This window comes from Planomonospora algeriensis, assembly GCF_977012225.1.
The window spans coordinates 1-13,746 of record NZ_CDRNDK010000145.1 but is presented as its reverse complement, the minus strand read 5'-3'; the positions used below and the strand labels follow the sequence as shown (position 1 = coordinate 13,746).

The 13,746-nt window shown below is 71.2% G+C and carries 12 protein-coding genes; 11 read left to right on the top strand and 1 reads right to left on the bottom strand.

Going from position 1 to position 13,746, the window contains the following annotated elements:
• Window positions 1–41: 41 nt before the first annotated feature.
• A complete protein-coding gene (locus tag ACWJ6R_RS16895; protein ID WP_449063133.1) occupies window positions 42–1,067 on the bottom strand; it encodes a phosphoribosyltransferase family protein in 1,026 nt (341 codons plus the stop codon).
• Window positions 1,068–1,259: 192 nt separating this feature from the next.
• Here ACWJ6R_RS16895 and ACWJ6R_RS16890 point away from each other — a divergent pair, with 192 nt between their 5' ends.
• From ACWJ6R_RS16890 to ACWJ6R_RS16840, 11 genes are all read left to right on the top strand, one after another.
• Window positions 1,260–2,933, top strand: a complete 1,674-nt coding sequence (locus ACWJ6R_RS16890) for a GspE/PulE family protein (protein ID WP_449063132.1) — start codon at window positions 1,260–1,262, stop codon at window positions 2,931–2,933.
• Between the two features lie 57 nt (window positions 2,934–2,990).
• Window positions 2,991–4,103 (top strand): type IV pilus twitching motility protein PilT, encoded by a 1,113-nt coding sequence (locus ACWJ6R_RS16885; RefSeq protein ID WP_449063131.1) that lies wholly within the window; start codon window positions 2,991–2,993, stop codon window positions 4,101–4,103.
• A gap of 2 nt (window positions 4,104–4,105) precedes the next feature.
• Window positions 4,106–5,335: a type II secretion system F family protein gene (locus ACWJ6R_RS16880; protein ID WP_449063130.1), complete on the top strand. Its 1,230-nt coding sequence runs from the start codon at window positions 4,106–4,108 to the stop codon at window positions 5,333–5,335.
• Between the two features lie 155 nt (window positions 5,336–5,490).
• Entirely contained in the window at window positions 5,491–5,991 is a 501-nt protein-coding gene (locus ACWJ6R_RS16875; RefSeq protein WP_449063129.1) for a type IV pilin protein, read from the top strand.
• A 176-nt stretch (window positions 5,992–6,167) separates the two neighbouring features.
• On the top strand, window positions 6,168–6,959 hold the full coding sequence (locus ACWJ6R_RS16870) for a prepilin peptidase (RefSeq protein ID WP_449063128.1): 792 nt from the start codon (window positions 6,168–6,170) through the stop codon (window positions 6,957–6,959).
• Window positions 6,960–6,993: 34 nt separating this feature from the next.
• Window positions 6,994–8,019 (top strand): type IV pilus assembly protein PilM, encoded by a 1,026-nt coding sequence (gene pilM / locus ACWJ6R_RS16865; protein WP_449063127.1) that lies wholly within the window; start codon window positions 6,994–6,996, stop codon window positions 8,017–8,019.
• Entirely contained in the window at window positions 8,019–8,804 is a 786-nt protein-coding gene (locus ACWJ6R_RS16860; RefSeq protein WP_449063126.1) for a PilN domain-containing protein, read from the top strand. Before pilM ends, ACWJ6R_RS16860 begins: the two co-directional genes overlap by 1 nt.
• Entirely contained in the window at window positions 8,804–9,475 is a 672-nt protein-coding gene (locus ACWJ6R_RS16855) for a hypothetical protein (RefSeq protein WP_449063125.1), read from the top strand. The genes ACWJ6R_RS16860 and ACWJ6R_RS16855 overlap by 1 nt, the downstream gene beginning before the upstream one ends.
• Before the next feature lie 6 nt (window positions 9,476–9,481).
• Window positions 9,482–11,176, top strand: a complete 1,695-nt coding sequence (locus tag ACWJ6R_RS16850; protein ID WP_449063124.1) for a putative Ig domain-containing protein — start codon at window positions 9,482–9,484, stop codon at window positions 11,174–11,176.
• Window positions 11,173–11,949 carry a PulJ/GspJ family protein gene (locus ACWJ6R_RS16845; RefSeq protein WP_449063123.1) on the top strand — a complete coding sequence of 259 codons (777 nt, stop codon included), beginning with the start codon at window positions 11,173–11,175 and terminating at the stop codon, window positions 11,947–11,949. The genes ACWJ6R_RS16850 and ACWJ6R_RS16845 overlap by 4 nt, the downstream gene beginning before the upstream one ends.
• Before the next feature lie 2 nt (window positions 11,950–11,951).
• Entirely contained in the window at window positions 11,952–13,496 is a 1,545-nt protein-coding gene (locus ACWJ6R_RS16840) for an RICIN domain-containing protein (RefSeq protein ID WP_449063122.1), read from the top strand.
• Window positions 13,497–13,746: the final 250 nt, after the last annotated feature.

Genomic DNA, 13,746 nt, shown 5'->3' with positions numbered 1-13,746 from the left:
GCCCAGAGCGCCGGCGGCCGGCCCCGGTGCTGGCCCCGAAGTCAGGCGACCGGGAGGCCCCGGACCGCCCGGTGCCCGCGCAGCCAGCCGGTGACCCGGTCGAGCCGGCCGGCCAGCAGGGGCACGTCGAAGACGTTGTCGCGGTCGAGCTCCTCGTCCGGGGTGAGCAGGTCGAACAGGAGCACGGCCAGGCCGGCGCGGTAGAGCGCGGTGGCGACCTGGCGGTTGCGCGGGCTGTGCCGGCCGCTCCCGCTGCCGTGCACGAAGACCACCGTCCCGGCGGCCCCGTCCGGTACGGCGAGCCGGCCGGGCAGCCGGACGTCCCCGGCGTCCGCCTGGACCTCCGCGGTGAAGGCGGAGCCGCGGCCCCCGGTTCCGCCCGCCTCGGCCGCATCTCTCCCCGGCCAGGCCGTACCGGAGGACGCGGCGTGCATGGAGGCGGCCCGCTGGAGGAGTTCGACCACCTGGGCGTCGGCGGTCTGCTCGAAGTCGGCGTACCAGGCGCCGATGGCGAACAGGTCGTCGGGGGCGAGCAGGCACACCACCTCGTCGGCGACCTCGCGCAGGCTCTCGACCGCCTCCGGCGCCCCGACGGGGGTGGCCAGCACCACCCGTGAGGCGCCGTGCGCCCGGGCGACCAGGCAGGCCGCGCGGGCGGTGCCCCCCGTCGCGATCCCGTCGTCCACCACGACCACGGTGCGCCCCCGGAGGTCCGCCGCGGGGCGGTCTCCGCGGAACCGGCGGGCCCGGCGCTCCAGCTCGGTCCGCTCGCGCGCCTCCACCTCGGACATCTTCCCGGGCGTGACATGGGCCGCCCGGACCACGTCGTCGTTGACGACGCGCACACCGCCCTCCCCGATCGCGCCGAACCCCAGCTCCGGCTGGACCGGCACGCCGAGCTTGCGCACCACGATCACGTCCAGCGGCGCGCCGAGCACCCGCGCCACCTCGAAGGCCACCGGGACGCCGCCTCTCGGCAGCCCCACCACGACCGTGTCCGCGCCCTCGAGACTCCCCCGCAACCGCTCGGCCAGACGCGTCCCCGCATCACGACGATCGACGAACATCACGTTCCACCCCCCGCCGGCGCCTCTCCCAGGCCGCCCGCGCACGTCACGGGAGCCCTACCCGGCCCCCGCCGCCGCATACACCCGGCCGCGAGTCCTCGCGGAAGTCACTCAGATGCCGCCCCGCACCGCCGATGTGGTGTCCGTAGCGGATGTTCCGCGTCCGTCCACGGGTGGTTTTCGAGAGGTGACATGAACCAGATATTCTCACCGCTGCTCGACGCCTTGAAGCAGCAGGGGGTGAACCCGCAGGCCCTGCAGAAGGCGACCGAGGAGGCCGAGCGCACGGGGCGGTCCCTGCGCGCCGTGCTCATCAACGACCACGTCGTCACCGAGGTCCAGCTCACCGAGGCGTCCGCGACCGCGTACGGCATCAAGAGCGTCGACCTGGTCGGCTTCCCCATCGACCCCCTCGCGGTGGCCAAGATCCCGCTCCCGCTGGTGCTCCGGCACCGCGTCCTGGGACTCTCGCTGGACGACAACGAGATCACCGTCGGCATCACCGACCCGGGCGACATCGTGGCGCTCGACGACGTGCGCGCGGCGACCGGCCTGATGGTCCGCCCCGTCGTGGTGGCCCGCAGCGAGCTGCGCCGCGTCATCGACCGGCTCAAGCGTGAGGAGAACGACCTCGGCGACATCGCCGACACGCTCCGCGCCGAGCAGCAGACGGAGACGGTCTCGAACCTGAACTCCGTCGAGGAGGACGCGCCGATCGTCCGGTACGTCAACTCGCTGCTGGACCAGGCCATCCAGAACCGCGCCTCGGACCTGCACCTGGAGCCGACCGAGCACGACATGCGGGTGCGCTACCGCATCGACGGCGTGCTGCACGAGATCGACACCGTGCCCAAGCACGTGCAGTCGGCCCTCACCTCCCGGTTGAAGATCATGTCGAACGTCGACATCACCGAGCGCCGGGTCCCGCAGAACGGCCGCATCACCGTCATGGTCAACGGCCGCAAGGTCGACCTGCGCACCGCCACCCTGCCGACGGTGTGGGGCGAGAAGATCGTGCTGCGGGTCCTCGACACCGGCAGCATCAACCTCAAGCTCGACGGCCTCGGCTTCACCGAGGACAACCACCAGCGCTTCGCCGCCTCGTTCGCCAAGCCGCACGGCATGGTGCTGGTGACGGGTCCGACCGGCTCCGGCAAGTCGACCACGCTCTACGCGACGCTCACCACGATCAGCAAGCCCACCGTCAACATCATCACCGTCGAGGACCCGGTCGAGTACCGGCTGCCCGGCATCAACCAGGTGCAGGTCGACACCAAGGCCGGGCTGACCTTCGCCGCGGTGCTCCCGGCGATCCTGCGCTCGGACCCCGACGTCGTGCTGATCGGTGAGATCCGCGACCGGACCACCGCCCAGTTCGCCGTCGAGGCCGCCCTCACCGGTCACCTCGTGCTGGCCACCCTGCACACCAACGACGCCCCCAGCGCGGTCGTGCGACTGACCGAGATGGGCATCGAGCCCTTCCTCGTCGGCTCGTCGGTCGACTGCGTGCTGGCGCAGCGGCTCGCGCGGCGGCTGTGCGACTGGTGCAAGCAGGAGTACGTGCCCGGCGAGGCCGAACTGCTCGCCGCCCGGTGGCCGCTCGGCGAGGTGCCCCCGCCCGACCGGCTCTGGCGGCCGACCGGCTGCCGCTCCTGCGCCAACACCGGCTACCGCGGCCGGATCGCGCTGCACGAGGTCATGCCGATGTCCCCGGAGATCGAGGGCCTCACCATCCAGCGCGCCTCCTCGCACGAGGTGCAGAGGGTCGCCGAGGCCCAGGGCATGCGCTCGCTGCGCATGGACGGCCTGCTCAAGGCGGCCGACGGCCAGACCTCGATCCAGGAGGTCCTGCGGGTCGCGATCTGACCCCCGGCACACCACCGGACCCGAACCCCCACCACCGACACAGCAAGGAGGCATCCGATGGAGCCACTGCACACATTCGACCAGCGCGAGGAAGAGCGCCTCGCGCGCAAGTCCCTCGACGCGATACTCGTCGCCCTCGTCCAGCACGGCGGCTCGGACCTGCACGTGACGGCGGGGGTCCCGCCCACCATCCGGGTGGACGGCCGGATGCAGCACCTGCCGGGGTACGACCGCCTCACCCCGGGCGACACGATGCGGCTGCTGCGCGCGGCGGTCATCGACGACCAGTGGCACCACTTCGAGCGGTGCCAGGAGCTCGACGTCGCCTACAGCATCGAGGGCGTGTCCCGGTTCCGCTGCAACCTCTACCGGCAGCGCGGCTCGTACGGCGCGGTCTTCCGGGCGGTCCCGCACACGATCAGGCCGCTGGACGAGCTGGGCGTGCCGGAGCAGGTGGGCCGGTTCGCCGGCCTGCCCCGCGGGCTGGTCCTGGTGACGGGCCCCACCGGCTCGGGCAAGACCTCCACCCTCGCCGCGATGATCGACCTGGCCAACAGCACCCGCTCGGGCCACATCATCACCATCGAGGACCCGATCGAGTACCTCCACCAGCACAAGCGCTGCATCGTCAACCAGCGGGAGGTCGGCGCGGACACCGAGTCGTTCTCCCAGGCGCTCAAGCACGCGCTGCGCCAGGACCCGGACATCATCCTCGTCGGCGAGCTGCGCGACCTGGAGACGACCTCCACCGCGCTGTCCGCCGCCGAGACCGGCCACCTGGTCTTCGCCACCCTGCACACGCAGAGCGCCGCGCAGACGATCGACCGCGTCATCGACATCTTCCCGCCGCACCAGCAGCAGCAGGTCCGCTCGCAGCTGTCCACGGCGCTGCAGGGCGTCGTCACGCAGGCCCTGGTCCCGCGGATGGACGGCTTCGGCCGTACGGTCGTCGCGGAGATCCTGGTCGCCACCCCGGCCATCCGCAACCTGATCCGCGAGGGCAAGAGCCACCAGATCCCGTCCTTCATGCAGTCCGGGGCCGCCGACGGCATGCTCGCCTTCGACCGGCACCTGACCGAGCGGGTCCAGTCGGGGGTCGTCAGCTTCGAGCAGGCGATGGACGTCTGCCACTCACCGGACGAGTTCAGGCGCTTCGTCGGGAGGCCATGACCATGTCGGCGACCAAGACCTTCGAGTACCGGACCGTCGACCATGCCGGCAAGCACAAGAAGGGCAAGATCGAGGCGGCCAACCAGGCCGCCGCGGTCCAGCAGCTGCGCCAGCAGGGCCTCGTCCCCGTGTCGGTCGTGGACGGCGACTCGAAGCTCCGGCAGGAGATCACGATCCCCGGCTTCGGCGGCCGGACCACCCTCAAGGACCTGGCGGTCTTCGCCCGCCAGTTCGCGACCATGACCGCCTCGGGCATGTCGCTGCTGCGCTCGCTCGCGGTGCTGGAGGACCAGGTCGAGAAGGCGCCGCTGAAGAAGGCGATCCACGAGGTGCGGCTGGACATCGAGGGCGGCGTGTCGCTCTCGGGCGCGCTGGCCAAGCATCCCAAGGTCTTCCCGGAGCTCATGGTCGCCATGGTGCGGGCCGGCGAGGCCGGCGGCTTCCTCGACGGCGCCATGGAGCGCATGGCGGTCAACTTCGAGAAGGACGCCGCCCTCCGCGGCAAGATCAAGAGTGCGATGACGTATCCGATCATCGTCCTGATCTTCACCGCGGTGCTCGTCGGCGCGGTCCTCATGTTCATCGTCCCGGTCTTCGAGAACATGTTCGCCCAGTTCGGCGGGGAGCTGCCGCTGCCGACGCAGATCCTCGTCACCGCCAGCCACAGCCTGGTCTGGTCGGGACCGCTCTTCGTCGGGCTGGTCATCGGCGGGGTCACGCTCTTCCGCAAGCAACTGGAGAAGAGTCCGTCGTTCCGGCTGGCGTACGACCGGTTCAAGCTGCGCATCCCGGTCTTCGGGCCGCTGTTCACGAAGATCGCGGTCAGCCGGTTCGCCCGCAACTTCGGCACGCTGCTCGGCGTGGGCGTGCCGGTGATGCAGGCGCTCGAGGTCGTGGGCGCCACCACCGGCAACCTGGTCATCACCAACGCCATGAAGGACCTGCAGACCGCCGTGCGCGACGGCCTGCCCATGTCCGCGCACCTCGGCCGGCACCCGGTCTTCCCCCGCATGGTCACGCAGATGATCGAGGTCGGCGAAGAATCCGGCCAAATTAGTCAGATGCTCGACAAGGTTGCCGATTTCTATGACCGAGAGGTTGACACGGCAGCGGAGTCCCTGACCGCGGCGATCGAACCGCTCATGGTCATCTTCATGGGCGTCGCGGTCGGCGGAATGGTCCTCTGCCTCTACCTGCCGATGTTCACGATCTACGAGAACATCCAGGGCTAGCGGCCGGGCGGGACCCCACGGGGTCCGGCCGAGCTCGACCCCCTCAGAACTTTCCGTGGACACCACGGAAGAAAGTCCGGTCACCCGACCGGCCCGGCACCGGCGACCGCCGGAAGCCATCAACACCCCCGAAAGAGTCGCAGGAGGCTCGAACCATGAAGGAAACGCTCCGCCGGATGCTGGAGAAGCGCGCGAACAACGACCGCGGCTTCACCCTCATCGAGCTGCTGGTGGTCGTCGTGATCATCGGCGTTCTGGTGGCCATCGCCATCCCGGTCTACTCGAACTACCAGAGGGGCTCGGCCGACAAGTCCGCTCAGGCCGACGTGCGCAACGCCATCACCGCCGTCGAGGCGTTCTACGCGACGAACAAGAACAACTACCCGGAGGGCCCGGCGTCCGTCGAGGCGACCGCCACCGACAGGGTCCTGCCGCTCACCACCACTGCGATCAACAACCCCAAGGTCCAGAACGTGACCGCCTCCGACGGCGTCACGCTGACCTACGTCTCCACCACCCCGGGTGAGTACACCCTCTGCTCCGAGGCCGTCGGCGGCGGCTCGGGCGCCCAGTACGTGTACAAGAACACGGATGGTGGCTCGGTCAAGGAGGCCACCGGGTCGGTGAACCTGGTGGACTGCACGGTCACCCCCTGACCTCCGCCCGGTGGGGTGGCCGGCCCGCAGCAGGCCGCCCCACTGATCCTCTCTGCTCGAACCCTCGGGAAACATGGCCCGGGCCTCTGGTCCCGGGTCACGTGACCTGAATCTCCGAAACCCGGGTCGCCTGACCCGAATCCTGTTGCGACACCCACGTGGAAAGGAGCCGGTCGATGGACGCCCTCATGCTCGCCCTGGCGGGACTGCTCGGTCTCGTGATCGGCTCCTTCCTCAACGTGGTGATCCACCGGGTGCCGCGGGCCGAGTCGCTGGTGCGGCCCGGCTCACACTGCCCGAACTGCCGGGCCGAGATCCGGCCCTGGCAGAACGTGCCGGTGCTGAGCTGGCTCGCGCTGCGCGGCCGGTGCGCCGGCTGCCGGGAGCCGATCAGCGTCCGCTACCCGCTGGTCGAACTGGCCACCGCCGTGCTGTTCGCCGCGGTGACCGCCCGGTTCGGGCCGGTGCCGGAACTGCCGGCCTACCTGTACCTGACGGCGGTCGCGGTGGCCCTCACCATGATCGACATCGATGTGCAGCGGCTGCCCGACGCGATCGTCAAGCCGTCGTACGCGGTCGGTGCCCTGCTGCTGCTCCCTGCGGTCCTCACCGGAGCCGGCTGGACGCCCGCCCTGCGGGGCCTGGCCGCGATGGCCGCCCTGTACGCCTTCTACTTCGCGCTCGCCTGGATCTACCCGGGAGGCATGGGCTTCGGCGACGTGAAACTCGCCGGGCTGCTCGGCCTCTACCTCGGCTGGCTGGGCTGGAGCGCGGTCATCGTCGGCACCTTCGCCGCCTTCCTGCTCGGCGGGCTCGCCGGAGGCGTGCTGCTGGCCACCGGGAAGGCCGGCCGCAAGACCGCCGTGCCGTTCGGTCCCGCCATGCTCGCCGGCGCCCTGCTCGCCCTGTTCGCCGCCGGACCGGTGGCCGCCTGGTACGCCGGCCTCCTCCTCCCCGCCTCCGTCTGACCACCTCCCCCTTTTCCACGACGAGGAGCGCCTGATGGCCGCCGTCAACCCCATCGGACTGGACATCGGTTCGACCTCGATCCGCGCGGTGGAGACCACCCGCGGCAAGGACGGCCCGGCCATCACGAACTTCGGGTTCGCGCTGCTGCCGCCGGGCGCCGTCCAGGGCGGGGTCATCCAGGACGCCAAGCTGGTCACCGCCGAGCTGAAGCGGCTCTGGTCGGAGCGGAAGTTCCGCACCCGCCGGGTCGTGCTCGGCGTCACCAACCCCCAGGTGGTCGTCCGCGAGATGACCGTCAACAACCTGCCGCCCAAGGAGATGCGCCGCTCCCTGCCGTTCCAGGTGCGCGACGCGCTGCCGCTCCCGGTCGAGCGCTCGCTGCTCGACTTCTTCCCCCTGGAGGACCCCGGCCAGCAGGAGACGGTGCGCGGGCTGCTGATCGCCGCCCCGAAGGAGGCCGTCGCCACCGCCGTGCACGCCGTCGAGGGCGCCCGGCTGCACCCCGTCCGGGTGGACCTGGCCTCGTTCGCGCTGCTGCGCGCCGCCTCGCGCCTGGACTCCCAGGTGGAGGCCCTCGTCGACATCGGCGCCCGCACGACGAGCGTCGTCGTGCACAACGACGGCGTGCCGCTGATCGTCCGGACCATCCCCCGCGGCGGAGCCGAGATCACCGAGGCCGTCGCCACCCGCCTGTCCGTCGACGCGCACCGTGCCGAGGAGCTCAAGTGCACCGTCGGCCTCCAGTCCGACCAGGACGCCGGCACCGCCGAGGTGGTCCGCGACGCCGCCCGGCCCCTGATCAACGAGATCCGCAACTCGTTCGCCTACCTCGGCTCCGGTGACCGGTCGGTCCGGGTCACCCGGATGACCGTCTCCGGCGGCGGCGCCATGATGCCCGGCCTGGTCGAATCCCTGAACACCCAGTTCGGCATCGACGTGACGCTCGCCGACCCCACCGTCCGGACCCGCCGGGACCGCGGTGGCACCCGTGACAGCCTCGACCGGTTCCGCTCGTCCGCCGCGGTCTCGATCGGTCTCGCCCTGGGAGCGGCAGCCTGATGACCACCACCACGACCGACGTCACGCCGCCTGAGCAGCCCGGGCAGCCCGCGCAGCCCGAGGCACCGGTCCAGAACCCGTTCCGGATGCTCGCCATCAGGGCCGACCTGCTGCCGCCGGAGATCGAGATCAGGCGGCGGGCCCACCTGGTGCGCCGCATCGTGCTGGCCGTCCTGCTCCTGATCGGCCTGCTGATCGGCGCCTGGTACGGCCTGGCCAACCTAGAGACGACGTCGGCCGAGGCCGACGTCGCCACGGCCGAGGCCGACCTGAAGCGCACGACCGCGCGCCAGAGCGAGTTCTCCGAGCTCGTCAAGGTCCGTGCGGACATCGAGACGATCAGGACCCAGCTCACCACGCTGCTCGCCGACGACCTGCAGTGGTCCGTCGTGTTCTCCTCCGTCCGGAAGGCGGCGCCGGAGAACGTGACGGTCAGGGGTGTCACCGGCAGGCTCACCGGCACCAGCGAGGCGGACACCGGCGACTCCGGCGAACAGCTCGTCGGAGCCCTCACCATCACCGGCTCCGGCACCGACAAGCAGGCCGTGACCGACTACGTCACCGCGCTGCAGAAGGTGCGCGGCCTGGGCAACCCGCTGCTCCGCGACGCGCGCGAGCAGGAGGAGGGCGGCGTGGAGTTCACCGTGAACGTCGACATCACCGAGAGCGCCCGCGGCGGACGCTACTCCTCCACCCCGAAGACCGCCACACCCGCAAAGACCGCGAAGCCCGCGAAGACCACCGGCACGCAGAACGCCGAGGCCGCGAAGAAGGAGGGGAACTGATGCTCACCGGACGCACGGACAGGCTCTGGATGATCGGCGGCGTCCTCGCCGCCGCCGTCCTGCTCGCCGCCGGCTGGTTCGCTCTCCTCGGCCCGCAGCACGCCAAGACCGCCCTCCTGCGGGAGCAGGTCGAGAGCGTGCAGGTGCAGAGCATGACCCTGCGCAGCAGGCTCTCGGAGCTGCGCGCGCAGAACGCCGACATGTCCCGCTACCGGACCGAGCTGGCCACGGTCCGCAAGGCGCTGCCCACGACGGTGCGCTCGGAGGAGTTCCTCAAGCAGCTGCAGCAGGCGGGAGACGCCGCGGGCGTGCTCGTCACCGGCATAAGTGTCGGCGCCGCCTCGGAGGTCAAGACCAGCACGACTAGTACGACCAACAAAACCGCCACAAACGGTACAGCCAGCAAAACCGGCACAACCAGCACGACCGGCACAACCAGCACGGCCGCCAAATCCAACAAGGCCCAGCTGAAAGCGCTCCCCGTCTCCGTGACGGTCGACGGTCCCGCCGTCCCCGAGCTGGAGGACTTCCTCCGTCGGCTACTGCAGGTGCAGCCCCGGGCCGTACTGGTCGACAACGCGGTGCTCTCCGGAGGTAGTGGAACGACCGAGGAGAAGGCGGGCCTCATGCTCAATCTGAAGATCTTCGTCGCTCCGGAGACCGGGAAGTAGGCCGCGGTGAGGTCCCACGCCACCGGTCGGGGCCGCGCCGCCGTATCCGGCGAGGCCGGCTTCACCATGATCGAGGTGCTGGTCGCCATCGCGCTGGTCGGCACCCTCATGGCCTCGCTCACCGTCTTCTTCGCCAACTCGCTGTCCTTCACCGGCCAGCGGCGCGGCGAGCAGATCGCCGCGCAGATCGCCGACGACGCCGTCGAGCGGGTGCGCGCGCTCGACGGCTCGGCGCTGCTCGCCGGCCGCGGCCAGGTCAGGTCGACGGCGCAGTGGGCCGCCGCGCCCGCCGACGTCCGCCCCCACCTGCAGACCATGGCCCTGGCGTGGGACCCGCTGCTGGCCGCCGACTCCAATTCCGGTGCGAACGCGCCGCTGCCGACCGACCCCCGCACCGTCTCGGTCGGCGGGCTGGACTACGCCCAGCACTGGTACGTCGGCCGCTGCCGGCAGCAGGCACTGACGACCGCCTCCGCGACCGAGCGCGTCTGCGACGACCCCACCGCCCCCGACCCCGACCCCGCCAGCGCCGACGTGCCGTTCTTCCGCGTCGTGGCCGCGGTGACGTGGTCGGACAAGAACTGCGTGGACACGCAGTGCGTCTACGTCACCACGACCCTCGTCAGCCCCGAGCCCGACGCGCTGTTCAACATCAACCGCCCGCCGCCCAACGCGAGCACCCCGCCCGCCCAGTACGGCTACCGCGGCGCCGAGGCGAAGCTCCAGCTCACCGCGACCGGTGGACGGCTCCCGCTGACCTGGTCGGCGACCGGGCTGCCCGCGGGCATGAGCATCTCGCCCGGCGGCCTGATCAGCGGCACCCCGACGGCGGCCGGGACGTACACGGTGACGGCCACCGTCACCGACCGCCAGGGCGACGCCGACGACGCCCGGTTCACCTGGACCGTCTACAACCTCCCGCAGCTGGCCGCTATCGCGGACCGGACCACCCGGGCCGACACGGCGGTCTCGCTGCCGCTGACCGCGACCGGCGGCTGGCCCGCGCTGACCTGGTCGGCGACCGGGCTGCCCAAGGGCCTGTCCATCAACACCTCGACCGGTGTCATCTCCGGCACCCCGACGACCTACCAGACGGAGACCGTGACCGTGAAGATCACCGACCAAGGAGGGAAGACCGACTCGGAGACGTTCACCTGGAAGATCCTCACCCTGGAGCTGGAAGCCCCGCAGCCGCAGTCGGACTACGTCGGCGAATCCGTGTCCGGATTCGACCTCGCCGCGGACGGCGGCACCGAGCCGTACACGTGGAGCGCGCAGAACCTGCCCACCGGGCTGTCGATCGACACCAGGACAGGTGAGATCTCCGGCACCGTGCAGCAGGCCGGCCAGTACAACGTCACGGTCCGCGTGGCCGACAGCGCGGGCGACAGCGTCTCGCAGACGTTCACCTGGACCGTGCTGACCAGGAACGTGAGCACCCTGCGGATCACGACTCCGAACCCCGACGCTCCCAACCTGAGCAGCCGCTACAACAAGAACACCTCGCTCAACCTCAAGGCGACGGGTGGAACCGGCGGCTACACCTGGCAGGCGAGCGGGCTGCCGGCGGGCCTCACCCTCTCCGGGTCGAAGATCAGCGGCAGGCCGTACAGCGTGGGCGACCACGCCGTCACGCTGACGGTGCGGGACGGCTCCGGCGCCACCAAGACGCTGAACCTCAACTGGAACGTGCGATGGTGACGGGCACGCTCCGGTCCCGGCGGTCCGCCGGGACCGGTGGGAACCCCGGGACCGCCAGGTCCGGGAGGCCCGCCGGGACCGCCGGAGCCGGAAGGCTCACCGGGACCGCCGGGTCCCGGGGGGACGCCGGGATCTCGCTGGTCGAGGTCCTGGTGGCCATGGCCATCATGGGCGTGCTGATGGCCATGGTCACCGCCGGGATCGTCCAGGTCTACCGCGTCACCGGCACGGTGGAGGCGGTCTCGACCGCGCAGTCCCAGCTGCACACCGCCTTCCAGCGGCTGGACAAGGAGATCCGCTACGCGTCCTGGATCGGCGAACCCGGCCGGGACGGCGGCGCCTGGTACGTCGAGTTCGCCGGGACGGCCCCGAAGACGGACGGGACGGCCCCGCAGGCCGGCGCGCCGGAGTGCAGGCAGCTCCGGCTGGACACGGGCCGGGGCGTCCTGCAGCTGCTCCGCTGGACGCCCGGCTCACCGCCCGCACCGGGGGCGGCCGGTCAGACGCTGGCGTCGTACGTCGTGGCGGACGACCTGGCGCTGAACCCGCCCTTCCAGCGGCAGAAGGCCGGATCCCTCACCTACGACGCCTCCGGCGCGAGCGCCGCCGGTCCCGGGTTCGCCCCCGACTACCAGCGGCTGCGGATCCGCCTGACCACCCGGGCGGGCGGCGGGGACAGGACCGGCACCGCGAACCTCGACGTCGCGTTCACCGCCCTCAACACGTCCCGCAAGACACCCGACGACAACATCTGCAGCGAAGGGAGACCGTGATCATGACATCCGTACCGGAGCCGCGGAGGCGGAGCCTCGTCTCCGCCGCGGCGCACCGCGGAGACGGTGACCGGGGTTCGCTGCCGATGGCCCTGCTGATCACCCTGGTCGCCGTCTCGCTGAGCGCGCTGCTGGTCCCGGTGGTGCTCAACCAGATCAGCTCCACCCGCGCCACCATGGAGCGCACCCGCGCGCTGCACGCCGCCCAGGCCGGTATCGACACCGCGCTCGGGCAGATCCGTGCGGCCTCGAAGGCCGCGGCCTCGGACGGCACGCGCGAAGGCCTGCTGGAGCAGCTGCCCTCCTGCGAGATGGCGGGCAGCCTCTCCCCGGACGCCTCGCTGCGCCCGCCGCGCTACCGCGTGGAGATCGCCTACCTGGACGTCGACGACAACGAGCTCGGCTGCGTCCCGACGGACGTGCCGGACCGCGCGCTGCTGACCTCCACCGGTATCGACGGCCCGGACGGCGCCTTCGACGAAGGGACCCCGGGCACCAGGAGCATCGAGGCCACGTACTCCTTCCAGACCACCAACGCCAACATCGTCGGCGGGCAGATCCGGCTCGCCCAGGCCAACGGCGCCGACCCCCTTTGCATGGACGCCGGTCTCGCCGAGCCGGTCCTGGCCGGCACCCGGCTGCAGATGCAGAAGTGCCAGCCCGGCGCCGGCCAGCAGCGGTTCGCCTACACCCAGGATCTGTTCCTCAAGCTGGTGGACTCCGAGAGCTCGACCGCCACGCTGGGCATGTGCCTGGACACGCCGTCGTCCCAGGCGACCGGAGCCTACGTGGTGTTCCAGCCCTGCCAGCCGACGCGCATCCCGCGGCAGCAGTGGAGCCTCAACGACAACTCCAACTTCCAGGGCACCAGTGACGGCGCGACCCTGAACTCCTACTGCTTCAACCTGAGCAGCCCCGGTCTGCCGGGCAGCTACGTCACCCTCGGCACGTGCGGCACCACCGCCAACCGGCAGGTCTTCCGGCCCCAGACCGGCGTCGGCACCGGCATGGCGGGGCCCGCCACCGGGCAGATCGTCAACTACGAGCAGTTCAGCCGGTGCGTCGACGTCACCGGCTTCCAGACCAACCCCACCTATCTGATCGTCTGGTTCTGCAAGCACGTGCCCAACGGCAGCATCCGCTGGAACCAGAAGTGGTCGATCCCCGCGGCCAGCGCCACCGGGACCACCGGCCGCATCCGCACCGTCGCCGACGGCGGGACCGGATACTGCCTGCGCAGCCCCGGCTCCACCGCCGCGGGCCAGTACGTGCGGCTGACCTCCTGCGCCGCCACCGGGACCCTCCCGATCGAGCTGCGCTGGACCGTGTTCGGCGACACCGGCGACTACGCCACCGGCTACCGCATCATGGACGGCTACGGCAACTGCCTGGTCCCGACCGACCTCACGGTGCCGAACCCCGACACGCACACCGACGGCACCAGCAAGGTCAAGGTGGCCGTCTGCGACCGCTCCGAGCTGCAGAAGTGGAACGCCCCGGCCAACCTCGACCGGCCGCTGCCGCTGACGGAGGTCAACGAGAGATAGCCGTGCCGCCCGGCGCACCGGGTGACGACCGGCACAGCGATTCCGCTAATGAACGGCCGGCGCCTGCCGATGGGACCCGCGTGAACCATGACCTCCCGCAGGCAGGGGATTCCTCTGCCGGACTCGCCGTCCTGCTCACCGCCGCACTCGGCCTCGCACTCGGCCTCGCGGTCCGGTGGTCCGCCGCCGCCGCGATCGCGGCGGTGCCGCTGTACGGCGCGGCGGCCGCGTTCCTGGTGAGCCGGCAGGC